Source organism: Paenibacillus silvestris (assembly GCF_009882985.1).
Classification (GTDB): Bacteria; Bacillota; Bacilli; order Paenibacillales; family NBRC-103111; genus Paenibacillus_E; species Paenibacillus_E silvestris.
This window is the reverse complement of record NZ_WTUZ01000022.1, coordinates 252297-278486: the sequence shown is the minus strand read 5'-3', so window position 1 is coordinate 278486 and position 26190 is coordinate 252297. Positions and strand designations below refer to the sequence as shown.

General features: G+C 47.4%; 27 protein-coding genes and 1 riboswitch. All 27 genes read right to left on the bottom strand.

All coding sequences use genetic code 11. From position 1 onward, the window contains the following. Positions 1-49: 49 nt before the first annotated feature. Positions 50-928 (bottom strand): 5'-3' exonuclease, encoded by an 879-nt coding sequence (locus GQF01_RS21775; protein WP_161408788.1) that lies wholly within the window; start codon positions 926-928, stop codon positions 50-52. Positions 929-1045: 117 nt separating this feature from the next. Beyond that, positions 1046-1423, bottom strand: a complete 378-nt coding sequence (locus tag GQF01_RS21770; protein WP_161408787.1) for a PH domain-containing protein — start codon at positions 1421-1423, stop codon at positions 1046-1048. A 101-nt stretch (positions 1424-1524) separates the two neighbouring features. Further along, complete coding sequence (ssuE, locus tag GQF01_RS21765; protein ID WP_161408786.1) at positions 1525-2067, bottom strand: NADPH-dependent FMN reductase; 543 nt, start codon at positions 2065-2067, stop codon at positions 1525-1527. 162 nt (positions 2068-2229) lie between these two features. After that, a complete protein-coding gene (locus GQF01_RS21760; RefSeq protein WP_161408785.1) occupies positions 2230-5478 on the bottom strand; it encodes a glycosyltransferase family 39 protein in 3249 nt (1082 codons plus the stop codon). 84 nt (positions 5479-5562) lie between these two features. Continuing rightward, positions 5563-5790, bottom strand: a complete 228-nt coding sequence (locus GQF01_RS21755; protein ID WP_145659993.1) for a DUF7667 family protein — start codon at positions 5788-5790, stop codon at positions 5563-5565. A 273-nt stretch (positions 5791-6063) separates the two neighbouring features. Next, positions 6064-6696 (bottom strand): transcriptional regulator, encoded by a 633-nt coding sequence (locus GQF01_RS21750; RefSeq protein ID WP_235960134.1) that lies wholly within the window; start codon positions 6694-6696, stop codon positions 6064-6066. Between the two features lie 251 nt (positions 6697-6947). After that, positions 6948-7139: a hypothetical protein gene (locus GQF01_RS21745; protein ID WP_161408784.1), complete on the bottom strand. Its 192-nt coding sequence runs from the start codon at positions 7137-7139 to the stop codon at positions 6948-6950. 219 nt (positions 7140-7358) lie between these two features. Continuing rightward, positions 7359-8537, bottom strand: coding sequence for a DNA sulfur modification protein DndB (locus tag GQF01_RS21740; RefSeq protein ID WP_161408783.1), 1179 nt, complete (start codon positions 8535-8537; stop codon positions 7359-7361). Continuing rightward, on the bottom strand, positions 8537-9673 hold the full coding sequence (locus tag GQF01_RS21735) for a DNA sulfur modification protein DndB (protein ID WP_161408782.1): 1137 nt from the start codon (positions 9671-9673) through the stop codon (positions 8537-8539). The genes GQF01_RS21740 and GQF01_RS21735 overlap by 1 nt, the downstream gene beginning before the upstream one ends. Positions 9674-9763: 90 nt before the next feature. Then, positions 9764-10939 (bottom strand): aminotransferase class I/II-fold pyridoxal phosphate-dependent enzyme, encoded by a 1176-nt coding sequence (locus tag GQF01_RS21730; protein WP_161408781.1) that lies wholly within the window; start codon positions 10937-10939, stop codon positions 9764-9766. A 32-nt stretch (positions 10940-10971) separates the two neighbouring features. Next, positions 10972-12069 (bottom strand): site-2 protease family protein, encoded by a 1098-nt coding sequence (locus tag GQF01_RS21725; protein ID WP_161408780.1) that lies wholly within the window; start codon positions 12067-12069, stop codon positions 10972-10974. 7 nt (positions 12070-12076) lie between these two features. Then, on the bottom strand, positions 12077-12442 hold the full coding sequence (locus GQF01_RS21720) for an arsenate reductase family protein (RefSeq protein ID WP_145667012.1): 366 nt from the start codon (positions 12440-12442) through the stop codon (positions 12077-12079). Between the two features lie 128 nt (positions 12443-12570). After that, positions 12571-13512, bottom strand: coding sequence for an RluA family pseudouridine synthase (locus tag GQF01_RS21715; RefSeq protein ID WP_202556586.1), 942 nt, complete (start codon positions 13510-13512; stop codon positions 12571-12573). Then, entirely contained in the window at positions 13509-14078 is a 570-nt protein-coding gene (locus GQF01_RS21710; protein WP_161408779.1) for a cob(I)yrinic acid a,c-diamide adenosyltransferase, read from the bottom strand. Before GQF01_RS21710 ends, GQF01_RS21715 begins: the two co-directional genes overlap by 4 nt. Next, positions 14075-15673 (bottom strand): cobyric acid synthase, encoded by a 1599-nt coding sequence (locus GQF01_RS21705; RefSeq protein WP_161408778.1) that lies wholly within the window; start codon positions 15671-15673, stop codon positions 14075-14077. Before GQF01_RS21705 ends, GQF01_RS21710 begins: the two co-directional genes overlap by 4 nt. After that, positions 15666-16772 carry a threonine-phosphate decarboxylase CobD gene (gene cobD, locus GQF01_RS21700; RefSeq protein WP_161408777.1) on the bottom strand — a complete coding sequence of 369 codons (1107 nt, stop codon included), beginning with the start codon at positions 16770-16772 and terminating at the stop codon, positions 15666-15668. Before cobD ends, GQF01_RS21705 begins: the two co-directional genes overlap by 8 nt. 17 nt (positions 16773-16789) lie before the next feature. Then, positions 16790-17620 carry an adenosylcobinamide-GDP ribazoletransferase gene (gene cobS, locus GQF01_RS21695; protein WP_161408776.1) on the bottom strand — a complete coding sequence of 277 codons (831 nt, stop codon included), beginning with the start codon at positions 17618-17620 and terminating at the stop codon, positions 16790-16792. Beyond that, the gene (gene cbiB, locus GQF01_RS21690) at positions 17596-18570 is read right to left on the bottom strand and encodes an adenosylcobinamide-phosphate synthase CbiB (RefSeq protein ID WP_161408775.1); all 975 of its coding nucleotides are present in this window, start codon (positions 18568-18570) and stop codon (positions 17596-17598) included. Before cbiB ends, cobS begins: the two co-directional genes overlap by 25 nt. A gap of 31 nt (positions 18571-18601) precedes the next feature. Beyond that, complete coding sequence (gene cobU, locus GQF01_RS21685) at positions 18602-19177, bottom strand: bifunctional adenosylcobinamide kinase/adenosylcobinamide-phosphate guanylyltransferase (RefSeq protein WP_161408774.1); 576 nt, start codon at positions 19175-19177, stop codon at positions 18602-18604. A gap of 27 nt (positions 19178-19204) precedes the next feature. Continuing rightward, positions 19205-20284 (bottom strand): nicotinate-nucleotide--dimethylbenzimidazole phosphoribosyltransferase, encoded by a 1080-nt coding sequence (cobT, locus tag GQF01_RS21680; RefSeq protein WP_161408773.1) that lies wholly within the window; start codon positions 20282-20284, stop codon positions 19205-19207. A 26-nt stretch (positions 20285-20310) separates the two neighbouring features. Beyond that, positions 20311-21087: a heme ABC transporter ATP-binding protein gene (locus GQF01_RS21675; RefSeq protein WP_202556584.1), complete on the bottom strand. Its 777-nt coding sequence runs from the start codon at positions 21085-21087 to the stop codon at positions 20311-20313. A gap of 5 nt (positions 21088-21092) precedes the next feature. Continuing rightward, positions 21093-22130, bottom strand: coding sequence for a FecCD family ABC transporter permease (locus tag GQF01_RS21670; RefSeq protein WP_161408771.1), 1038 nt, complete (start codon positions 22128-22130; stop codon positions 21093-21095). Further along, a complete protein-coding gene (locus GQF01_RS21665) occupies positions 22131-23144 on the bottom strand; it encodes an ABC transporter substrate-binding protein (protein ID WP_161409883.1) in 1014 nt (337 codons plus the stop codon). It lies immediately after the preceding gene. Positions 23145-23301: 157 nt separating this feature from the next. Further along, positions 23302-23464: riboswitch (cobalamin riboswitch) on the bottom strand. 32 nt (positions 23465-23496) lie between these two features. Continuing rightward, on the bottom strand, positions 23497-24027 hold the full coding sequence (locus GQF01_RS21660) for a hypothetical protein (protein WP_161408770.1): 531 nt from the start codon (positions 24025-24027) through the stop codon (positions 23497-23499). A 61-nt stretch (positions 24028-24088) separates the two neighbouring features. Further along, a complete protein-coding gene (locus tag GQF01_RS21655) occupies positions 24089-24355 on the bottom strand; it encodes an aspartyl-phosphate phosphatase Spo0E family protein (RefSeq protein WP_127457311.1) in 267 nt (88 codons plus the stop codon). 67 nt (positions 24356-24422) lie between these two features. Beyond that, the gene (locus GQF01_RS21650) at positions 24423-25628 is read right to left on the bottom strand and encodes an aminotransferase class I/II-fold pyridoxal phosphate-dependent enzyme (protein ID WP_161408769.1); all 1206 of its coding nucleotides are present in this window, start codon (positions 25626-25628) and stop codon (positions 24423-24425) included. Between the two features lie 15 nt (positions 25629-25643). Further along, positions 25644-26135, bottom strand: a complete 492-nt coding sequence (locus GQF01_RS21645) for an Lrp/AsnC family transcriptional regulator (protein ID WP_161408768.1) — start codon at positions 26133-26135, stop codon at positions 25644-25646. Positions 26136-26190 lie beyond the last annotated feature (55 nt).

The window sequence follows — 26190 nt, the reverse complement described above, 5'->3', positions numbered from 1 at the left end:
GCGCAAAAAAGGAGGGGCCACTTAAGTGGCACCCTCCTTTCTCTATGTCTTAACCGATCAGTTTAATTAATCCTTTGTACGCAATTTCCTCGAACTTCGCGATCACTTTCTCCCGCTCCATCGCCCATCCGCAATCCTCAAGCGCACAAGCAACAGGCGCATCCAGACGAATCGTTGCCAAGTCCCGCGACAAATGCAGCATTTCGAGCTCCGCTTCGATTTTGGCTCGAACACCTTTGGGCAGCGCCGCCAGATTTTCCAAAATGCCTCCGATATCCTGATACTCGTTCAGCAGTTTGGTTGCAGTTTTCTCGCCGATGCCTTTGACGCCTGGATAGTTATCCGCCGTGTCGCCAGTCAGACCTTTCAGATCAATAATCTGCGCAGGCGTCAGACTTTTCTCTTCCATCAACGTTTCCAGCGTGTAAACCATGTAGTTGGAATGCCCTTTTTTCATAATAATGACTTCCGTGCTCTCATTCACAAGCTGGAGCATATCATGATCTCCGGTTAAAATTTGAACTTTCGTCAGCGGGCTGTATGTACGGGCCAGTGTTCCGATGCAGTCATCTGCTTCATAACCGACAACACCAATATTCGGGATGTTAAAGCTGGCAGTCACTTCTTTGACCAAATCGAACTGTGGAATTAACTCCTCCGGGGCAGGTCCGCGATTCGCTTTGTACGCTTCAAATTTCTCTGTGCGGAACGTTTTACTCCCCATATCCCAGCAGCACACCACATGGGAAGGCTTAAAGGTTTGAATCGCATCAAGTAAATATTTCAGAAAGCCGTATACGCCATTAATCGGCACGCCGTTTTCTGTTCTCATAATGTAACCGCTCGATGAAGTCGCGTAAAAACCGCGAAATAATAAGGCCATACCGTCAACAAGCAGCACGGAACCAGATGAATTCTCTGACAACATAATCGCTCCTATCCAAATAAATATATGTACAGTATAGCACGGCAGCGTTCTCCCCGGCACAAAAAACCACCATCAGTAAAAGTTACCAATGGCGGCTCAAGCACAATGTTACTTCTTTTATTTCAAAACATACTCAGCTAGTACGCTCTGCAGTTCGTAAATGTTTAAGCTTTTGTTAAACTTTTTTTCAATTGGCGTATGGGTGCTGCTGATCCATATCTTCATTTCAGCATCCAAATCAAATGTACCTGCTGTCTCAATACTGAAATGGGTAATGCTTTTATAAGGAATCGAGTGAAGCTCCATTTTCTTGCCCGACAATCCCTGTTTATCTACTAATATTAGCCTTTTGTTGGTAAAAATAAAAAGATCACGGATCAGTTTATACGCTTTTTCGATCGTTTCTGAACTTGCCAACACATGAGAAAATTCCTTATTCACATCCGCCAGATTAAGCTCCGAGGCATTCCCCATTAAACCATCAAATAATCCCATTGCTTCTCCTCCTTGAATAGCTATCTATCTAAATGCAGACACACAAAACCCGCCATCAGCAAAGGAATCCTAATGGCGGGTTATGTCATCTCTATGCCAATTTAGCGACTGGTATGCCAGTTAATTTCTTGGATAAACTCCGATACGGACTCGTGCAACCGAGTTGAGATTTCATCATCTAGAATAGCTTGTCCTTGATCGCCCCAAGTCACTTGTTTATCAAGCACATACACCCCTTGCAAGATGTTCTGTGCACCCAATGCGGACAGCACCGGTTTAAGCGCGTAATCGATAGCGAGCAAGTGAGAAAGCGTGCCGCCTACAGCTAGAGGGAGGACAATTTTACGTTCCAGCCCTTTTTGCGGGAGCAGATCAAGGAAGGCTTTTAGCACACCGGTATAGGAGGCTTTGTAGACTGGCGTAGCAACGAAAACAGCATCTGCTGCAGCAACAAGCGCGTTCGCGCTCACAATGGCTTCGCTGTCAAACTTGGCATACAGTAAGTCTTCTGCAGGTATATCGCGTACTTTGATCCAGTCCACTGTAAGACCTGCTTGCACCAATTCGCTCTTCGCTACTTCAATTACCCCGTGTAATCGGGATGTAGGGGTTGGACTTCCTGAGATAATGACTACCTTCGCCATTTCATTCACACTCCATTATGATTTTTGGTTGATGAAAAAGAGACCCCGCTTCCATTGTTCGATACAAGGTCGGAGTCTCCATTCATTTGGTCGACTTTTAATTCATAGTATTTTACTTGGAATTATCTTACCATCGCATGTCAGGCACGTCAACCACTTTCCTTAAAAGAAATTCCAGCCCGGCAGCCACCGGAGGAAGAAGGAATATTTCGACGGAATCATCATCCCTGAAAGAATCGGATAGAACAGAACGAACAGGACAAACACGCCTAATAAATAGCCGTAAACCCATCTTCTTTTGTGAAGCGGACCTTCTTCCAAATAATCTTTGATATAGTAAGTCAGAATGAGCACCAGGAACGGCACCATGGCAAAATAATGATAAATAAAAGTCAGTCTCGGCACTAGCATCCATGGCAAGTATTGCGAACAATAAGCAATTAGCAGCATGCGCAGCAGCTTATCCTTCCTCTTTACTGCCACATAGAACGAGCAGACCACAGCTACAAAACCAGGCCACCAAACAAGCGGATTTCCGAACGAGACGATGCTCGACAGCATACCTTGGGGCATAAACTTAGCTTGGTAATACCAGATCGGGCGCAGCATCATCGGCCACTCCCACCAAGGGGAAGAGAAGGGATGAGTCGCTACCAAATCCTTATGATACTTGTACATGTGCACCTGATAAGTAACAACATCCTTCAACTGATGCCCAGGTCCCGGCACCATCATGAAAGGAATATACGATAACGTATATATGCCTAACGGGATGATAACAAACATCAGCACGCACCACAGAAGAGTTAGGATGGTATTTTTTGCAAATAGCTTCTGCACGAGCATTAATCGGCTGCGCTCCGAATCTGACAGAGTCGGCTTCGCAACTTCTTCCGCCTCATCCAAAGATGAGATGTGCTGCTCTGAGTCATTCGTCTCCGGCTGAATCTGAGGCGGCGCTTTGTGAGCATCCTCCTGCAGCAAGCGTCGAGCGAAGCGATATTCGCTATAACGCTCCAATAAAGATAAGAGCAGCAGCAGCGCAAGGCCTGCACCGCCGTAGATCACGATCCATTTGGAGGCAGCGCCGATTCCGAAAAAGAGGCCTGACAGCCCTAGCGGAATCAATGTGGCCCACAGCTTTTCACGATAAAAGCTTAGCGTCGTATAACGGTACATGAAATAGAACATCAGCATGATAAAGAATACGCCGTAAACATCGATGGTTGCAATGCGTGTCTGCGCAAAATGCATAAAATCAAACGTTAGGAGGAATGCCGCGATAAAAGCATATTCAGATCGGCCAAACATCCGTTTCGCAAACATGTAAATAACGGGAATCATCCCAACCCCAAACAACGTGCCAATAATTCGCCACCCGAATGGGTTAAGTCCGAATATGTAAATGCCGATCGCCATAAGCACTTTCCCTAGCGGCGGATGCGTGCTTTCATATGGCTCAATTTTGTGAAGATGTTCATAGGCCGTCCTTGCGTGATATATCTCATCAAAATAAGTCCCGTTCATATAAGTAGGCGTGTACGGTACTACGCTGGACTCATCGAATAAATTCGCTGTTGTTCCTTCGTCCGCCGGGTTAATATCTTGTTCCTTCATCTCAGCAATCGGTAGAATGGTCGAATTCCCATCCCCGAAAATACCGATTTCATGCAGATGCAGCGGTGCGCTTTCCTGCCCGTCAATCACCGTTTTAACGTAACGCGCATCTTTCATCGGTTCTACTGCGTTCCAGGTGAAGACTTTGGTATGATCGGATTTGACAGTGATCTGGTCCTGCCACTGCTGGCCATCTTGTGAGAACCAGAAGGAATAGGAGCCTTCTCCAACACCCGCAAAGGTGTTAATTCTCGTAATTTTGTGCGAGCTGCCGAGATCAGCAATAACGGCTTCTCCTGTCGATGTCGGCTTCCAGAAAGTAGTCGGCGCTTGGTGTCCACCCAGATGGAATAAGGCGATGATGGTGTAAACGACTACCAGTATTCCTAAGTACAATGCATCCTTTTTAGTGAAAAAACGTCCCTTCGAGCTTCGTTCGATACCATCCGGTCTCTCTTTGAAAATGGCGTTCCAACGCTCGGTCCACTTGTCCGCGGTCGGCACTTTTGGAATCGGGACAGGGTCATCCTGATTTCTCTGTTCTTGTTGTGATTGCACGAAAAGCCTCCATCCCAAAATACACGCATAAACAAATAATATAACATTGATAGCAGATACAGCCAGCATCAACGGATCATAGCGCGGAATATGATAATCTTGATGAAAACTTCGCAGCAGCACATCCCCGATATTGATGAAATTAGTCAAGCTAAATCCAATAAACAGACCAAGAATACGGCGATCCTTGATATAAATAAAACTCGTAAGTGCTAACAGCAGGCCATAGTGCAAGTAGCGCTCATGCATTTTGGTCATACACATAAACACAGCCGTTATAAATAAGAAGGCTACATATAAAACGGCGCCTTTTTGACCTTTGCTGCGGATATATAAATAGCAAGTGTACAAGATCGAAAGGACCATGAGCACTAAACCCAATTTTTCGTAGGAGAGATGCAGGAAGCTCGTTTTCATATCGATAAAGTTGCCGCCTAAGAGCGCCATGAGATTAAACGCATTCAAGGAAGCATACGGGTAGGAGGCTAGAGTGCCCGAGTAGAGCCCGATCAACCAGCCATAACCTCTTCCAATGGCAAAAGGAAGCGCAACTATCGCAATCGTCGTCAGCCCACTGAGCACACTCAGCAGGAATACCATCAGATTGCGCTTACGTATCACATCAATGAGCAGAAAAATGCCGAATAGAAGCGCCTGCGGCTTGAGTAATAAAGCTAAAGCGATAAACACGGAAGCCTGAGGCAGCTTCCCCCGCTGCTGCAACAGAAATGTCGCCACAATAAACAGCATAAAAAACGAATCAACCTGTCCCCAGATGGCAGAGTTCGCCCAAATCGCAGGATCAAAGGCAAAGAGTGCAGCTATCCCTATGGCTTGCAGCCATGTTCGCGCCCCGTTGTTCCAGCTTGAAGCAAGGTGAAACAACAAATAAACGGTTACGATATCAGCCAGAATGGCAGGGAATTTCAGCAGTAATAACGACCCGCTGCTCTCCCATGGAATAGATAGCTTGTGGTGCAGCATCCCTACCATATAAAGGACATACATATAGCCTGGCGGGTAATCGAGAAAGTAGTCCTTGGCGTTGTTATACATGCCAGACAAACCAACCGTATAGGCACGGTCTGACCAAGCCAGGAAGGTTCGCACATCCGTATCATAGCCCATCCATATCGGTGCAAGATATAGTCTTATGACTAACGCTGTCAGTAGCAGTAAACCCAGAAGTAAGAATTTATAGGGCGCTTCGCCCACTTGCTTGAACCAGCTTACCATGAGGCATCTCCTTAAAAAATAGACTACTACCATTATACCCGTCCACTCTCTAGCAGAAAAGGAAAAAAGCACCGACCCTTTTGGTCAGTGCTTAGGTTCAATCTTTTCAATGCGTTCGCAGATATCATGGAGCCAATCATAATCCCCTGTAAGCGAGGCGCAAAGCGATAAATTTTCTAGTTTTAATCGGTTCCATACATATGTCGCGTTAGCTTCCATGCACAGCAGTAACTCATCCTGCTCTGCTCGCGTTAACTCCCGCGCTCTGCGTAATGTCCATAACTCCGCCATGCGTTGATGAACGGCCAACATGGTTTCAAGAACCCCCTGCTCGATAAGGTGCTAACATTATGCAGTATGGACAAAGTTGCGAGCGCTGAAACAAGCGGATGATTATAAAAATACTCCGTGCAGCGCGTTTACCACGCTTGCCATTTTCTAACGGACCTCATTGCCGTTATTTGGCATAATTTGACCCTGTACCTTATCTAACGGACTCCAGAACCGTTATTGGACAAAAATCGGCTATTTTCCACCCTAATCACGTGAATAACTGCATGGGTGTCCGTTAGAATTTCAAATGGACTATTTTCCACCGAATAAAGTCTGCTCGGTCTGTAAGCAATACGTGCGATACCTCTTTTCCCCACTATGCACAATCAAAAAGCCACGTTCTACCAAATTATGTAGGAGCCGCCGCGCATGTCGATCCGTGATTCGCAAATGACCAGCCAATTCTACAGGTGTAAACGGACGCAAAAGGCGACGGGAAAAGCGAACCGTTTCAGCTTCAAGGAATGTGAGCTCAGATGACACCTCTGTCGAGAGGAAGGTTCCGATGAAGGAAAGAACGAGCTGCCGACACCGCCAAGGTTCATCTTTAATAGAAAGGTAGGCGACAGGTAAGAATATCCAACGATCAATCGCCATCAGACTATGCCGCCAACATAAATCCTTAAATCGAACTACATCCAGATCCCTTGCATGAGAGCCATAGCCTTGAATTTCAATAGCCCCCTTCATACCCCCAGGCCTGTAAGCCAGATCTACATAGCGATAGCCACCGTTAAAATCACGCACTTCCCATTCAGGATATAGGTGGTCAAAATTTTTCACCGTTGGATACCAAATGGTTTGCAGAAATTCCACCGTCCCATGACCAAGCCCCTTCTCAAGCAATCCCCGCCTTCTCGGATTAGCTTCCTGTTCTAAATTCATTTGCAACTATTCCTCGTAATTCTGTTCAAAACTTTGCATGCTGCCACACTCCTATTTTTGACATGGTAAACACAAAAAGCCACCCCGATACAAAGTATCGAAGCGGCGTGTTCTTCACGACCGAATTATAGGAAGTGTAACCCAATAGCAGAATTTCCGCAATAGACTTAGGCTGTACAATCTCTCAAAAAAAGAGGCTGTCCATCAGATCATTTCTGACCTTTCAAGACAGCCTCTTCAAACTCTTTTAATTAAGGAATGTGGATAACGGAGATTCTATCAACTGGGAAAAAGAATACAGTACCATTATTACTAGCAAGAACAACATTACCATGTTCGATCCCTAGAAATCTACCTGTGTGGTTCGGAGTAGTACCTGCATGGATCGTGATGACTGTGCCAAGGCTGATTCGAGACAAAGTAGCATATACGGAGCAACTCATCGTTTTCTCCTCCTTTCAAGCTTTATAGTATATAGTATTCTAGTGGCCTTTTTTGGTATAGACGAATGACGGAAGATATTCGTATATTTCGTATTTTTGTAGATTAGTGGGATTCTATTCTTTCAATATTGGTTCAGACGAAGCGAACATCCACTTAACAGCAAAAAAGCCTTCCTCTCCCAACATCTGTTGAGAGAGAAAGGCTTTTCGTCTATTCTATTACGCTGTTGATTCTTCCTCATCCGAAGCACTGTCTGAGTCTGTGCCTTCGAGGAAAAATTGCACAAGCTTCACGTGTTTTTTCAATGATTTTTCGTGAATCAGGTTGATTTTACCGTTATCCAATGCGCCGAAGACATAAATCAATTCCTCATTCTCATGGGACCAGTCAAATCCTTCAAGAATTTGCAAGCAATCTGTCCATTCCTCATTATATTGCCCGTTCGGGAATAAGAATCGGTTCGAATACAGCGCGATGCTTTCTTGGATAACCCGATTTGCTGATGTGTACTGCGCGAGACCTGGCTGCTCAGGCATCATCGGCAATAACGTATTGAAGAACTGGTGCAGAATCTCCACATACGTCGAAGGATCGTGACGTATCTTGCGTTGAAGCTCATAAGAAGGCTGCATTCTGCCTGAAAATAACATCGTCGCTGTCGCATATAACCAGCTGAAGCAAGTGAAATTGCGGTTGAAGGACGTCAAATTGCTGCGTCGCTCTACACCAACAGCCTTGAGATACACGTTGTGATCAACAACTTGCTGAATAACCAGATTGAGCGGATCAATGGAATCGAAAGAGTGACCGAGTTCTTTGCTCACCAGCTGCACTTTGGAGTTGATGTCGCCAAACAGTTGCTGCTCTTCTTCTTCCGTTAGGCCAATGTAGATTTGCACGGCAAGCTGTGTCTCCATTAAATCAAGACGTCTACTCTCAAGTTGATTGATCGTGCCTTCTGTTTCTTCAACTTCTTGCTTAATATCCGTATCTTGAGGCATCTTACGCTGTTTAATCTTCAGAAGCACCAGCTTCTTCTCATAGCGTCGAACTTCCTTCTGCATTTGATCATTCACGTAACCAAGCGCCAGGATGCGATGTTGTCCGTCCAAAATGGAAAGCTTCGAGCCATGCTTCAGCAAAAATTCCTTTTCGCCTTTGGACAGCTGATTCACTTCACGCAGTGAAAGCGTAACCGGGCCAAAAAAGACATGATCCAGCTCGCGTTCTTGCAGATACGTGGAAATTTTGCGTCTTTGCATATTGCTGAGCTTCCGCTGTACCATAGGGTCGATCATCGTATAATTGAGCAAATCCTGAACGCGCAAAGCTACGGTTGAAAGCCCGAATCTCTCGCAAAACGGATGAATCGTCATTTTGAGGCGTAATCCTTCCATTAGCTCACATCCTCCTTATCGCTGATTAGGAAAGCATTCTGTTCCGTATAGAAATTTTTGATGAAATTATAAGCTTTCATGATACGGGTACGTCTTGGCAAACGATCCTTCTCGTCGCCCGCATAAATGCCATTCCAATTCACATGAGGAAGTATTTTCAAAGCATGCTCAAGCGCATAACGATTGAATTTGCCTGTTTTCGTAGCTTCTTCATGAATAAACAAGGCAAGGGCAATTTGGATATTCTCCGACCAAACAATATCACCTTTGGCTGGCTCATCCAAATAATTCAGCAAACCATTAAAGTACGTGCCCGCTAAAGCTACTAGATCCTGCAAATCTTTGTCCTCATACTGGTAACCGTTATTCCGTGCCGCTGATTTCATTCTGCCTTCGAACAAAGCGACCAAAATTTCAATCAGCAAGTGATAAGAGAACAAATACTCAGGCGACTTGCCGCGTTCAGAGAACATATCGACTGTCAGCTTCTGCATAGCAGGGGCTTTGGATGCAAGCTCCGTTGCTGCAACATGGTAAAATCTGCGTTGATCCCGAAGCACAGCCAAGTTGCCGCCAAGCTTGCGCGGAAGCTTGTTAATGTCCGAAAACAATTGGCGCTCTTGACGAGCGTTAATGTCCAGGTACGTCATCGTGGAAATCGGGAAGGCATATAAGCGGCGAAGCTTCTCTGTGATCTCTTCCATTTTCTCGTATTCCCGACGATCTTTGGCACGTGCCATCTGACTTTGCAATGTTTCCATAATACGTTGGAAAGCTGCTAGTCTGTGCTGACCATCCACCACATACAGCTTCTCAATGGGCTGTAAACGAAGGGCTTGCTGCTCATCGTCGTATTGACCCGCGCCTCTTGCCGAGAAAATAATACCCGGGAAGTAGATCGGTTGGCGATTTTCCAAATACAGATTAACATAATCAATTAATTTAGAAAGATTGCGCGGAATAATCGCACGCTGAACTTCTAAATCAACTTCATAGAGTGAAAATAATTTGCTCATAGGTAATGTAGCTGCAATTGTCGCTTGCCCAAACGTCTGTCCCAGCACTCCAGGAATTTCTACAAACGATGAAGGCTTTTGCTCGGCTAAGAGCTCTGATAATGAGGAAATGGCGTCCATATGCTTACCCCTTTCAACTATTAAGGTTTAATCTTGCGTGAAAATTTAATATATCTCTCATTCTCCTATTTTTACCAAAATCTCTAATTTTCATTCTACGGTTCGAAGCCAATCGCCTATGCGTCTTGCCGCCTCAAGTAATCTGGCTTCATCCTGCACCAAAGCAATTCGTACAAAGCCTTCTCCTTCTGCTCCGAAAGCGTCTCCAGGTATAACAACGACACCAGCACGAAACAGCATTTCCCGGGAAATTTGTCGAGATGTCCATCCTTTTGGAATGGGTGCCCAGATAAACATGGTTGCCTTGGGTGGCGGTATGATCCAACCTGCATCTGCTAAAGCCGAAATAAACACATTTCGTCTTCTTTCATAAACGCCGGCAACGGAATGATCGTGTTCCATATCTTCCTCTAATGCTGCAATGCCAGCCGCTTGAATGGCTCCGAATACGCCATAATCGATATTCGATTTGAGCGTTCGCAGCGCCCTTACTGCAGCCGCATTTCCAGTTAGGAACGCGATCCGACAACCTGCCATATTAAAGCTTTTGGACAGAGAATGAAACTCGACAGCAACCTCCTTAGCGCCCTCGATCTCTAAAATGCTGATGGGTTTAAAGCCGTCAAATGCCATTTCAGAGTAGGCTAGATCGTGTACGACAAGCAATTCATGCTTTTTGGCATAGGCTATTAAATGCTCAAAAAAAGCACGATCTGCAACAGCAGACAGCGGATTGCTCGGATAGTTTAACAAGATGAATTTCGCTTTGGCAGCCACGTCTACTGGGATGTCATCTAATTGAGGCAAAAAATTGTTTACAGCGCGCAGGGGCAGCAAGTAAGGCTCAACTCCCGCTAGCACGAGACTTGCCGAATATATGGGGTAACCTGGATCGGGAACAATTGCGATATCCCCAGGATCACAGAGTGAAAGCGCCAAGTGAGCAAGACCATCTTGAGAACCCATTAACGTTAAAATTTCATTGTCGGGATTAAGCTCTACTCCGAATCGGAACTGGTACCACCTTGCTACCGCTTCGCGAAAAGCTAGGCTGCCTTCCGATGTCGGATACCCATAGTGTGCGGGGTTACGCACTGCCTCTGTGATGGCATCAATTATGCGTTCAGACGGCGGTAGATCAGGACTTCCTATACCTAAATCTATGACGTCTACCCCTTGGTTCATAACCTCTCTCTTCCAATCTGCCACTTCCGAAAAAATAGCCGATCCTAACTGACTAAGCCGCTTTGATCCAGTAAATTCCATGATAGTTTTCCTCGTTATGTTGTATTAAACAGTCAATCCATAATTCCTGCTTGATGAACTAGTCTTATCATATAAAGTAAGAATAAAACGAGCCCAAAATAAGCTGCACCGAATTTCCAGCGGGTTTTGGTCGGAACCTCATAGTACCGCTCCTGAGTACCTAAAGGTGAAAAATCGACCTGTACCTGAAGTCCTAGATAAAATCCACTTTCTTTCTGCAAACGGTCTACTTTGACCAGCTGCACTCTTCGAATCAAAGCTTGCTGGGGCAAATAAGCTTGACCTTCAAAGCCAATTCCCTGCCAGTACATGACAATCGTTTGCCTGCCGTCACCTGCACCCTGTAAATCCGAATACGTCGTAAAGTCCAAATCACGCATGTGATTCTCACCAGGGATGATATACCCTTGCTGAAGCAAATGGTCGGCAGCAAATTCAAAACGTGTGGACACAGAAACTAACTGCTCCCTATGTCTATATTTCACGTATTTCTTATACAAGTCCCAGGCAAACATCGCCCAGATGACGAAGAAAATAAGTTGATTGACATAATGATCGAGGTAGAAAATAAAAACTAAACCGCCAATTAAACCAACAATCCATAACCAACGGGTTACCGCAGTTGCAATTCGACCGCCATCCAGCGGATGAATCGGCAATAAATTAATTAAATTCAGGTAAAACGCAGCATAAGCTACTGAAACAATGACCGGGGAGTCCACATACATGCCGAGTGCAAACGCAGCAACGCCCCCTACTGTCCCTAAAATAGGGCCTCCGATACCGATAAAAGCTTCTGTTGCGGCATCGGTCGGATTTTTTTTCATTGTTATCAATGCGCCAAGGAAGGGAATAAAGACAGGCGCTGATACAGGAAGCCCTTTCAATTTTGCCGCAAAAACATGACCGAGTTCATGAATGAGAATCATGACCACTATGCCGATGGCAAAAGGAAGTGGCGCGAGATAAGCGTAAGCCCAAATCGTAATAAACATAGATATGATGGCCCCGCCGACCTTACCTAATTTCAAGGCTGCCAAAAGCAGCTTTCCTTGCGACAACAAAACCGCGAGGAAACCGCCTATGGCTAATGGTGATTTTTTGCGTGGTGGTTTCTGCTTCTGTTCCAACCTCACCTCACCCCTTTGCCCATGTTTCCTCATATTCAGCTTCCTTAAAGCCAACCGTAACCTTCGCACCATCCGTCACAATTGGACGTTTAATCAATCTGCCGTTTGAAGCTAATAGTTCTAGCATTTGTTCTTGCGTCATGCCTGGGAGCTTGTCCTTCAAATTCATCTCTTTGTACACTTCACCAGAGGTGTTAAAAAACTTTTTGATTGGAAGGCCACTATCACTTAACAGCTTGGACAATTCGCCCGCAGAAGGCGGGGTCTCGAATAACGGAACATTTTCTGTGACTTCGACGTCATGCGCTTTGAACCATTTCAAGGCTGCTCGGCATGTGCCGCATTTATCATAACAATAGACTTTTACTCCCATGATGTAAGGACTCCTTTATGTAAGTGGAAAGCTAATTCATAATTAATTAAAATTTTGGGCTAATTTAATTCGAAAGTCAAGTTATTCCAAACAAAAACCACCCTAAAATTTGGATGGTTTCTGTAAAACTAGTCATTTTTTTGTAGCCAAGCTTGCAAACCAGCTAAATCCGCAGGAAGTGGAGCATTGAACTCTGACCATTCCCTTGTCCCTGGATGAACAAAACCAAGCCGAAAAGCATGCAGTGCCTGCCGATTCAGCCGCTCACCAGCCTCTTCTGCAGCCGGGCTCGTCTCAAATTCAGGTAATGTATACATTTTGTCCCCGATAAGCGGGTGACCTAAGTGCCGCATATGTACGCGAATTTGGTGCGTTCTCCCGGTCTCAAGCCAAATACGAACCAATGCTGCCTGCGAATATTGTTCCACGACCTCGTAGTGGGTGACTGCCGAATAACCTTCTGGAGTCACGATACGCACATGCGGTTGTTCGGGATCGCGGTCGATAGGCTCATTAATCGTTCCCTTCGTCACCTCGAAGCGCCCCCAAGCAAAGGCCAAATATTCCTTTTTCACCTGATGCGCAATCATCTGCTCGGATATTTGCTGGTGTACATAAGGCGTCTTAGCGATAGCCAATACACCGGATGTTTCTTGATCAAGCCGATGAACAGGGCGGAAACGGCATGTAATGCCTGCCTGCTGCCAGTGATACACGACTCCGTTAGCAATGGTATTCACGTAGTGTCCATGCGTGGGATGCACAATAATCCCAGCTTCTTTGGCCAGGATCAACAGATGCTCATCTTCATGAAGAATATGCAGAGGAAGGTCTTGCGGCAAAATATCCTCGGACGCTTCCTCCTCCATACGAATCTCTACACGGTCTCCGGCTTTCACTTTAATGTTAATATACTGCCTGACCCCATTCACGGTAATTCCTTGCTCCGTCAATTTAATCCGGGACAGCAGCTTGCGTGAGACCATCAATCTTTTTTGCAGCACCGTCTTCAGAATAAATCCCTCTTCCTCCGGCGGCACCATATATACTAGCGGTTCATAATAGCTCATGATTTACGTCTAAACACCTCGGCGCTGCGTACATACTCCACATCAGCAATCCCTTCGCGGTGATTCGCTGTGCGGGCAATCGTAAAGAATAGATCGGACAACCGGTTCAAGTACCTGCGTACTTCCGGGTTAATTTCTTGCGTGCGTGCAAGCGTGACGACCCTGCGTTCCGCTCTGCGGCAAACCGTGCGGCATACATGCAGCGTAGAAGACACGCTTCCGCCGCCAGGCAAGATGAACCGCGTAATATCCGGCGTTTCCGCATCGTATCTATCGATCCACGCCTCAAGCGCATCCACCATATCTGCCGTTACTTTGTATGGGCGCAGCTCCTGCTTCAAAAGCGCAAGATCCGACCCGCAGTCGAACAGTTCATGCTGCACTTGAAGCAAATCCGGCAGTAAATCCGGATATTTGGCCGGGTCCATGAAGCTCATCGCCTGACCCACATAACAATTCAATTCGTCAGTCGTTCCATATGCTTCAACACGAGCGTCGTCTTTATCCACACGACCCCCAATTACGCCTGTCTGTCCGGCATCCCCGGTGCGAGTATAAATTTTCATTCTTTGACGTCCTCCTTTTGACAAGGCTGTGATACCTTCATCATCTCATAAACGCGCTGCATATCCAAGTGACTTCTAACATGGTCAGCCAGCCTATCAAACGCAGCTTCTCTGCGTTCTTTGAAGCGTAAGCCCCCATCAACAGGCGTGAACCCTTTCATTTTTCGAATGCGGTTTAACCAAGCTCTCCGGAAATCATCATTATGCAAAATCCCATGCACATAAGTACCCCAAACACGTCCCTGATTCACGGCTGCCCCGTCTCCGTGCAGCTCATCATGCAAGGCGAATGCCTCATCATTGGTATACGCTTTAATTTGAAAAGGCATGACAGCATCCTCCAAAAACCGTGTCCTACCCATATGTATTTCATACCCATCAATTGCAAATATCCCGCCCGCCTCATCGGCAAAAAGTGAAGAGCTTCCCTGCACTTGAACCGTACGTTTGTCAGGTGTAAACACGGTTTCTGTCGGTAAAAGCCCAATGCCATCCAGTTCAGGGTGATCGGATTCATAACCGTGTGGATCAAGCAGTCTAACCCCAAGCATCTGATACCCCGCACAAATGCCCACGACCCATCCATTCTCAGATTGTGCAAATGCTTGGATTCGCGCCGCCAGGCCGGACTCGATTAAGTGCCTCAGATCATCCATCGTATTCTTGCTTCCTGGGAGCAAGACGACATCGGGCTCTCCCCAATCGGAGAGATGGGTGATGTATCTGAAATGAACATCCTTTTCTTCCTGAAGCGGATCGAAATCCGTGAAATTAGAAAGACGAGGCAAGCGAATTACCGCAACATCCAGTTGCTCCTTTGACTTCTCAGGCGCGCTTTGGGCTCTCTTCAGCATCCGTTTGGAATCCAGTGAAGCCGAATCTTCATCCTCAATACCTAACTGCGGCAAATACGGGATAACCCCTAACACAGGCTTCCCTGTCTTCTCCTCCAGCCAATCCAATCCTGGTTTCAGCAAAGTGACATCACCACGAAACTTATTAATAATAAAGCCCTTCACACGATCTCGTTCTTCCGGCGTCAAAATCTCCAGTGTCCCTACAATGGATGCAAAGACACCCCCCCGATCAATATCAGCGACGAGAAGCACGGGCGCATCGGCCCATCCGGCTAAACGCATGTTGACGATGTCGCGATCCTTCAGATTCACTTCAGCAGGACTCCCTGCTCCCTCCAGCACCACAATCTCATATTCGTCGCGCAGCCGCCCTAAGGCGTCTTTGACAATCGCTTCCGCCTTCGGCAAGTACGATTCCCGATAGGTCCTAGCATCTAAATCAGAGTAAGGCTTACCGTGCACAATCACCTGAGCGACCATGTCCTGCTTCGGCTTAAGCAGAATAGGGTTCATATCCGTAGTTGCTAAAATACGGCAGGCATCCGCCTGAACGCCCTGCGCTCTTCCAATTTCTTTTCCGTCAAAGGTAACGTAAGAATTGAGCGACATATTTTGCGATTTGAAAGGGGCTGTCTGCCAACCATCCTGAACAAGAATACGGCATAGCGCCGCCGTTAGAATGCTTTTGCCAACATCCGAAGCTGTGCCTTGAACCATTAACGTTACTGCTTTAGTCATGAGATAGACCTCGATTCTGTGCCAAAACTTCTATGGTCTGACGGAGCCCTTCAATTAAGCGCTCATTATCCTCGCGAAGCCGAATAGCGACTCGGCCATATTGTTCGTTCAAGCCTTCAAAAAGCGAGGCATCTCTAATCAATATGCCCATTTGCCCCATATGCTTTTGAGCCTGTTTCACAGTTAAGCCTAGTACTGCAGGAAAAGAGAACAAAACAAAGTTCACTTCCGTAGGCACTACATCTAAGCCCAATTGCTGCAGCTGATCAGTCAGCCACACCTTCTCATCCTGCAGCCACTGACGGCTCGCCCTCTCAAATTCTTCATCCTCCAAGACAGCCGCACCGATGCGCTGAGCCAAATAATTAACGCTCCACTGTACTTGCTGATTCCTAATTTCCCGAATCAAATCCGGATGTGCCACCATGAACCCTAGCCGAATCCCCGGTATCGAATAAAATTTCGTCATCGAACGAATAACGATGAGCTTCCGGCTCGTAGAAGCCAGCTTAAGCAGCGAGTGTTCCTGCTCATTTGGAACAAAGTCCATGAAGGCCTCATCAAGCACACAGCTGCGACCACTCTCTAGGAGACTATCTACGATGTTGCGTGGCAACAACCGACCTGTCGGATTATTGGGATGGCCTAGGAAAAAGAGATCCACAGCCGAAATTGCGGCTTCCACATCCTGCTGCTGCAGCTCAAACTGATGAGAAGGCCTCAACGGGATATTATAAATCCTGCCCCCTGTTTTGTGGATCGCTTCCTCATACTCACTAAAGGACGGCCTCGCAAGCCCCGTTACTGAAGGCCTCAACACTCTCGCTGTCAAATCAATCAGCTCTGCCGCCCCATTACCGACCAGAATACTCTCCACCCCAACTTCGTACTTCTGAGCCAGCTTGTAACGCAATTCACGGACAGCAGGATCTGGATACTTCACGATATCCTGCCATGCGTCCCTCAATAATTGGTTTACAACGGGAGGTGGACCGAGCGGATTCATATTTGAGCTAAAATCGAGAAATTGATCTCTAGGCCGGCCAAACGTTTCTTCAGCCGTCCAGAGATCCCCTCCGTGTCCGTAGCGTTCTAACATGAATGTCACTCCTTCCTTTATGGTGTTGCACAAATAACGACGCCAAGCAGGAGAACCGCTTCAAGCAGCTCGTTCAAAGCACCATAGGTATCTCCTGTTAGTCCTCCTAATTTACGGCCTATATAGCTCGCAATTAACCATCCTGCCATACATGTGGCGCAGGCAAAGTAGATAGGAATAGGCCAAATCGCTGTGTCAAAAGTTGAATCGATACACTTAACAAATATAGTAGTTGTAAACAGAGCTACTAATAAAGAAATACCAACATGCCACTTTGTTATCCCTTGAAAAAAACTGCCCAAACCCGACTCTTTTCGTGCATAAGGCCACCCCTGAATAGCCGCTGCCATAAACCACCGGCTCCAAATAGGAACAATTGCCAGCAACAAATACCCCATACTTCCGGTGGCTCCATCCCACTGATTGGACTCCAGCAGCGTATAGAGAAGCGCGAACTTGAGGAGCAGATGAAGGACGGCAACAATGACACCCATAGCTCCAACACGGCTGTCCTTCATGATTTCAAGCATTTGCTCGCGCGGTCTATGACTGAGGATACCATCCGCGGTATCCATTAACCCATCCAGATGCAGTCCGCCTGTTAAGACGACCCAAAGTCCCAGAAGCAGCACAGCTGCTGGGAGTGGGGGCAGGATCAGACCCAGCCCTTCACTCGCCAGGAGCAACAAGAGACCTATCACACCGCCGGCTAACGGATAGAAAATCACGCTGCGCCGGAAGACAAGGTCTGTATAGGTAATTTGCACAGGAATCGGCAAACGCGTTAGAAATTGAAAGGCTGCGATGCAAGCACGCAGCCAGTCTAGAACAATACGAGCAGTATGCACAGCAATCCTCCCATCACTACAAAGCTGACGCCGTAGAGCATTCTCACGGCGTACACGATATCTTGCTGCGTCCGCGGACGCAGCGGCCAGCCCAGGCGGGCGCGCTCGCTCCGGACGCCGCCGTAGATGTTCAGCCCGCCAAGCTCAATTCCGAGTGCCCCGGCGACCGCCGACTCCGGAATTCCGCTATTCGGGCTGGGGTGCAGATGTGCGAAGCGGCGTATCGCCGCCGCTGCGCGCTTCGCCGAGAGGCCCGGCTGCAGCAGGGCGACGAGGATCAGCAGGAGGCCGGTCAGCCGGGCCGGGATCCAGTTCATGGCGTCGTCCCAGCGGGCCGACGCCCAGCCGAAATGACGGTAACGGTCATTTCGGTAGCCGACCATCGAATCCAGCGTATTCGATGCCCGGTACAGCATAGCCAGCGGCGCTCCGCCGAGCAGCGCATAAAAGAGCGGAGAGATCACCGCGTCGACAATATTCTCCGCCACGGTCTCTACAACCGCGCGCGTTAGCTCTTCTTCGTCGAGCGATTCCGTATCGCGGCCGACGATGTAGCCCGTATACTTGCGAGCGTCGGCAAGTTCGCCTTTGCGCAGCGGATTGTACACAAGATACGCGGCATCTTTTAGCCCTTTCACTGCAATCGTCGTCGATATCAACCATGTGCAGACGGCATAGCCAAGCCATTCATTAATCGAGCGTGCCGCTAGAATAAGAATGAACACGCTCCCGCTGCTGATTATTATAGTAGTAGTTGTAAGCAGAACTCCGTTTAACTTTTCACGCATAGGCATGTAGCTTTTTTTGCGCAGCAAGCCTTCCATCCAGCGTATCCAACGCCCAATAAGGATAACGGGATGTGTCGGCCATCTGGGATCGCCAATGAGCCAATCTAGTACAATGGCAGCAGCCGTCATAATGACGATCTCCTGCCAGGAATAAATCCACATAACCTATCACCGCACCGTTCATTCCATGCTCTTAAGGCTGCTTGCTTCCATCCAGCCGGTAGGCCATACTCTTCAGCTCAACAGGTATCCCGACCGTAACCAGGAATACCTGCTCACACACCTCTGCCAACCGCTGATTCATTCTTCCAGCCAAATCGCGGAAGCTGCGGCCCAGCGGGTATTCCGGCACAATGCCGTCGCCGACTTCATTCGTAACCAAAATGAGCTGTCCACGGTAATCCGACACCGTATTCACCAGCTGGTCAACTTGCTTCATCACCAAAGTGGAAGCATCCTGCTCACCCTCAAACTGAAGCAGCCAGTTGCTTAGCCAAAGTGTCAAGCAATCGACCAATACGACCGCCTCCTCGCCGCTCTCGCTTAGCTGCTTCAAGAGCTCGCACAGCCGATACGGCTCCTCACGGGTATCCCATGGATACCCCGAGCTGAGCCTCGTCTGCTGGTGCAGACGAACCCGCTCCCTCATTTCCTCATCGTAGATGTGGGAGGTCGCGATATAGATCCCGTGCTCGCTGCCATGCATCGCGAGCTTCTCAGCGAAAGAGCTCTTGCCGCTGCGCGCGCCGCCTGTTACTAGAACCGCCATGGCGCCTTCGCCTCCTTCTTATGCTGTCTACTCCCGCGACACGCCTGCGCTTTCGAATGTCGCCATCTCTCTCATGATCTTGCCTGCAGCTTCGATCAAGTTAAAGACAAGCACCGCGCCTGTTCCTTCGCCTAGGCGCATATCCATCTGCAGCATCGCAGAGAGGCCGACCGCCTCGAGCATCTTCGCATGTCCCTGCTCTTGAGATAAGTGCGAGGCGAGCATGTAAGACGCGCTTAGCGGAGCTAATCGGCTCGCCACGAGCGCTGCCGCCGACGAGATGTAGCCGTCGACGACAACCGGGCAGCGATTCTTCGCTGCGCCCAGAATCACGCCAACCAATCCGGCGATCTCCAATCCGCCAACTTTGCTGAGCACCTCAAGCGCGAAGTCTCCGCTTGTGCGAATGGCGTCGTCCTTAGCCGGGCGAAGCCCGTTCACGTGGAGCGCCTTGTTGACTACAGTCCGCTTATGCAGCCATTTCGCATCATCAATGCCCGTGCCGCGGCCAACGGATATCTCAGCATCTACGTCAGCCAGAGCGCATAGAATCGCTGCACTAGCCGTAGTGTTGCCGATCCCCATTTCGCCGGTTGCGAAAAGCTGATAGCCCTTCAGCGCTAGGTCATCCACTAGCTCGACACCTGCCTCAATCGCTTGTATGGTTTCTTCCAACGTTAGTGCGGCTTCACGCGCCATGTTGCGTGAACCTTTTCTCACCTTGCGTGAAACCAAGTTCGGATGCTCCAGATCCGCGTTAACCCCCATGTCAACGCAAACAACGTCTGCACCGGCATGTCTGGCAAGCACATTAACCGCTGCTCCGCCATGAAGGAAGTTCAGCACCATCTGCGGCGTAACTTCCGCCGGGAAAGCGCTGATACCTTCCTCACAAACACCATGATCGCCAGCCATGACGATAACCGCTTTTTTATCAAAAAGTGGCTTCACTTCGCCGGTGATCCCAGCGACTTGCCGCGCAATATCTTCTAATTTGCCTAGGCTTCCCTGCGGTTTAGTCAATTGATTCAAGTGATCATTCGCTTGTTCTACCACATCTGCATGAATAGGTGCGATGGCCCCGATAATCTCCTGCAAATTACTCATCTTCCATTCCTCCGTTACCAAGTTGATTATTTTCCTGGTTGCAATAAAATCTGTGGTGCTTGGTTCGCAGGGTGCTGCAGAACAATGGGTTCTGTTCCATAGACCTCTGTAATTAACTTGCTTGTGATGATCTCATCAGGCGTTCCTATCGCTGCCAACTCTCCGTTATGTATCACCATCAGCCGTGTGCAGTATTGCGCGGCCAAATTCAAGTCATGCAGAACGGCTACAACGGTTAACTGCGACTCACGCTGCCATTCCCGAATGTAATCCATCATCTGCACTTGATATCCAATATCCAAAAAAGTTGTAGGCTCATCTAGCATGAGTAAGCGCGGTTGCTGGGCCATGACTTTGGCAAGAGCTACCCGCTGCCTCTCTCCGCCGCTGAGACGCTCAATCGTTCGTTCAACAAGCGGTTCCAGATGCAGCTTCCGAATAATAGCTTCAATTAATTGCTCCGCTTCCGCTATATCCTCCCCAAGCCAGTTCTGAAAGGGATAACGGCCCATTTCCACGACTTCACGAATCGTAAAACCAACGGGTGGCAGTGCATCTTGCTGCAAAACCGCCAGCCATCTGGCTAGTTCCTTTCGTGAATAGGCGGATGTTGGACGACCCTCCAGCTCTACTGAACCTTTTTTAACCGGATCAATCCCGGAAAGAAGGCGAAGTAACGTCGATTTCCCGCTGCCATTTGGCCCAATAATACCAAAAAACTCGCCGTGTTTGACCTCAAAGCTAATATTTTCAAGGACCGACCGTTCATGAAAGTTTTGGGAAAGCTGCTCCACTTTAATCATCTTTTTCAACCTCTTAACGTTTTCTTATCCTTATGTAGCAAATAGGCAAAAAATGGCGCGCCCAAAAACGCCGTGATAACACCAAGCGGAATCTCTGTCGGACTTAGCAAAGTGCGAGCGAGCGTGTCCGCCCACAAGACATAAATGCCGCCTCCGATGGCGGATAAAGGAATAATGAGACGATAATCCGGACCCACGATTAGACGAACTAAGTGCGGAATGATAAGTCCTACGAAACCGATAACACCTGCTACAGACACCGCTGCTGCCGTAATAAAAGTAGCTACAATTAGCACAATCAGCTTCGTACGTTCTACATTTACTCCCAAATGGGAGGCCTGCCGCTCTCCTAGCGCAAGCAAGTTCAATGATCTTGCGTAGCTAAGCAGTACGACTAAACCTATGACTAAATAAGGTGAAATAACCGTTATGTACGGCCAGCCCCGCATCGCCAAGCTGCCCATTAACCAAAATACAATTTCATTGATGACTTGCTTAGAGATTGAAACCATAAAGGAAACAATCGCGCCAAGAAAAGCCTGCATGACAACGCCGGACAAAATAAGAGTCTCCATCTTCAGCTTGCCATCGATCTGAGCCAGCTTAAGAACGAGGAATAGGGAGATAAGTCCCGTCACAAAGGCAACAATCGGAATCGACCACTGCCCAAACAAAGCCATTTGCAGCCCAAAATAAATTAAAAACGCCGCCCCGACCGAAGCGCCTGAAGAAACTCCCAACGCATAAGGGTCTGCAAGCGGATTGCGCAGAACCCCTTGGAAAGCAGCTCCAGCAACGGAGAGAGACGCCCCGACGAGAATTCCAAGCAATACGCGAGGTAAACGCACCTTATTGATGATTTGCTCCGATGACTGCTGCCAGGTAACGTCAATGTAGTGGCCAACCCAAGGAATATGCTTCCCCAGGATGCCCGCAATCTGGAGAACTGGAAGATTGGCCGTTCCCAGCGATAAACTTGCCAAAATAGAAAGGAGAAGGAGTATAACTCCTACTCCTCCCCACAGCATAAGTTTTTTTTTCATTTATTTCACCAGTTCAGGATATATGCCTTTCGCCATTTCCAGCAGTCCATCAGTCAATCTCGGTCCCGGGCGGCTCAGCAGGTTCTGGTCAAGACCGATTACCTGTTTGTTCTTAACAGCTTCAATGGCATCCCAGCCGCTTCGCGTACGAATAATTTCATCCAGCGATTTCTTGCTTTTGCTATCTATAACACCATTCGCAAATAAGATAACAGCCGGGTTCTGGGCGATGATTTTCTCTTCGCTGATTTGGTACCAACCTTTGCCGTCACCAGCTACATTAATACCACCCGAAAGTTTGATTAGCTCATCCATGAATTCGCCACTGCCGACTGTCCAGCCTGGGCTGAATTCTATGTATACTTTTTTCTTATTTTCTTGCTTTACGTCTTTCACGGCGTTGACAACTTTCTGACGGTCTGCCTTCATCTTGGAAACTATTTTCTCGGCTTGTTCTTGATGATCTGTTATTAAACCATATGTTTGAATGTTCGCAATCGCATCATCCAGCGTTTTGGGCTCCACTTTAAACACATTGATATTCGATTCACGCAGCTGTTTAACCGTATCTGCTTTCATCGAGACACCTGTAAACACAATATTCGAGTTGGTAGCGATCAAAGCTTCCTGGTTGGGCTTTGTGATACTGCCTAATTTGGGCTTGGACTTCGCTGCTTCCGGATAATCATCGAAATCGGATACACCGACAATGTTAGCATCCAATCCAAGTGCAAAAAGAGCTTCCGTTTCTGCAGGCGAAACAGAGGCAATCCGCTCTGGCGCCTTGTCAAAAGTGAATTCTTGCCCCGTTGCGTCTTTAATTTTCAGCGGATATACCGTCTTTTTGGATGTCGCAGCCGTTGATGCTGAAGGCGTAGGCGCTGTTGTTGCCTCTCCTCCAAGTTTGGATGGATTGGTAATTTCCGCTTCTTTCTTACCGCATCCTGCTAAGCTAACTGCCGTAGCTAAAGCAACCGTTAGGATTAGCGCCCTCTTTATCCCGTTTTTATTCATTTGCATGATGGAACCCCTCTCTCTGAAACCTATGATTATGATTGCCCCAATATAAATAGCCCCTCTGTTCCTAAGGAACAAAGGGGACGATAAATCGCGGTACTCAGCAACGAAGAAGTTGCCTCCTGATTTAACGCGATCCTTTTCCTCGAAGGATGTCGTAACGGCACCATGGCAGGTATCCTGGCTCTCCGGCTATACCTACGTACCTTCCGGATTACAGTGGCGGGACCGCGCCGGACTTTAACCGGCTTCCCTTTTAAGCGGCAATGACCTTCATCTCTGAATTCGTTGCCGACACCAATGGCTGCATATTTGACGATCAATCTAATTGTCGATTATAGACTTCTTGCTACTTTTGTGCAATAACCTTAAGTACTTTCTTGGCTTCCTCTTGCTTCGGCGCATTGACAGGAATAAAAGCAATAAGTCCTTTTCCTTCAAATCCTTGTTCCTTCATCCACTTGTTCCCTGAGAGCGGAATCCCATACAGATGCTTTTCGGCAGGCTTGCCCTCTTCCGCGATTTCCACAACCCCATCTGGGTAATCAGAAGGGTTAATCGTCTCGTCCAAAGATAGAAACCCAGCTTGTTGGCTTAATGTTTTAAATTGCTCATCCGCAAGAATGAAGATACCATTTCCTCCTGCTGCCAGTTCAACGATCATTTTCTCCATGGAGAAAATAGGAGATGTATTCAACTTGATGGTAGGAACCTCACCAACCTTCGATTTCAAGGATGCCTCGAGTTTCTCACCTGCATCACTTGGGAAGCCATTTTGACCCATTACAAATATGGAAACATCCGGTTTCGGTCCACCGCAACCCGCAAGCATCACCATAAGCGCCGACACCAGCACTACCATTATCAATTTCAATTTCATGTTGTAAAAGTACCTCCGTATACGATCTTAATCTATCGATAGTCGTGAGAAAAGTCGGTTTTCACCGACTTTTCTTCCAATTATTCATATATTCATTTATTTTGAGATCAAGTATCGTACTAAGTTCCACGACGGATTCGGATGTCATTTCTTCCCCGTCTAGAACCATCTGTTCTAACCTGCGCCGTAGAGAATGAATCTCTTCTTCTAATAAGTTTAGGGAGTTACGTTTCTTAGCACGCTTAGTCAACCAACGTTGTTCGAAATCTTGTTCATTGATTTGTAAATGTTTTCGATAGGTTGATAGTTGGTATTCCATGAAAGCCATGCTCATCCCTCCTTATTACAAGAATACCAGTTTTCGTGAATAATGAACATAGATTTTTCGTATAGAATTACAAATTTCTTAGAAATTTTCCGATTCTCTCCAATGCTTCATTCAGTTGAGAAACACTATACGCATAGGAGCAACGCAGGAATCCTTCCCCACCTAATCCAAACACATCTCCTGGTACGGCAGCAACCTTAGCTTCGAATAAAAGCCGCTGGGCAAATTCATCTGACGTTAGTCCTGTGGCTATAATACTTGGGAAAGCATAGAAAGCACCTTGCGGTTCATGGCACTCAAGTCCAATATCGCGGAACCCTTTGACAACCAGACGCCTGCGTTGATTGTAGGATTCTATCATGCGATCTTTCTCTTCCAAACCATTCGTCAAAGCCTCGTGTGCAGCAACTTGACCCATAACAGGTGCGCACATTACCGTATATTGGTGAATTTTGGTCATAGCCGAGATCAGCTCTTGGTGACCGCATGCGTATCCCATTCTCCAGCCCGTCATCGCAAATGCTTTGGAGAAGCCGCTGACTAGAATCGTCCGATCTTTCATACCGGGAACAGCTGCAAAACTTACATGCTTCTGACCGTAAGTCAATTCCGCATAAATTTCATCCGAAATGACAATAAGATCGTTCTCTTCGACAACTTTGGCAATCGGCAGCCAGTCCTCATAAGTCATTATGCCGCCAGTAGGGTTGCTTGGATAGCATAGAATTAAAATTTTGGAGCGTGGCGTGATGACATCACGGAGGGCCTTCTCCGTTAACTTGAACTGGTCCTTCGCGAATGTTTCGATTCCGACAGGAACACCGCCGCTAATACTCGTAATTGGCGAGTAAGAGATGTAGCAAGGTTCTGGAATCAGAATCTCGTCCCCTGGCGTAATCAAAGCACGCAAGGCCAAGTCAATGGCCTCACTGCCTCCGACAGTCACCAGAACTTCATTGGACGGCTCGTATTTCACTTTAAATGACGTGTACAAATAATCCGCAATCGCTTCACGAAGCTCAGGAATCCCTGAGTTTGGTGTATATTTCGTTCTGCCGCGCTCTAAGGAGTAAACAGCTGCCTCACGTACGTGCCAAGGGGTGGAGAAATCCGGCTCCCCTACACCAAGGGAAATAATATCATCCTTGCTGTTGCTAACTAGATCAAAAAACTTCCGAATGCCTGAAGGCTTCATTTCACGTACGGCAGGTGCAAGGTAACCTTGCATGGATTTCACTTTGTTCGGCTCTACAATTGTCTCATTTTTGATCATGGCGCTACCTCTTCCTTACGGAGAGACAAGCATCCGATGATCATCTGCCTGATCCTCGAAAATGATGCCGTCTTGTTTGTATTTTTTCAAGATAAAATTCGTTTTGGTTGAAAGCACGCGATCAATAGGTGATAGCTTGTTAGATACAAAAGAAGCGACTTGTTTAAGTGAATTCCCTTCGATCTCTACAAGTAAATCGTAAGCGCCAGACATGAGATACACAGATTTGACCTCTGGATATAAATAGATCCGTTCCGCAATAGCGTCGAACCCGCGTCCGCGTTCAGGCGTAATTTGCACTTCAATTAGGGCGGTAACCTTTTCGTCATCTACTTTGCTCCAGTTAACAACTGTGGCGTACTTGACGATGACCTTATCCGCTTCCATCTCGCTTATCGCTCGCGCCACCTCGTCCTCCGCCGTTCCTAACATTGTGGCGATGAGTTCCGCGCTCCGGCGGGCGTCTTCTTTCAGTAATTCGAGAATTTTAAGCTTCAAAGCATCCATGGTTAACCAACCTTTCTGAGATCGTATTCATTTCATCCTTTCATCTTACAATGAA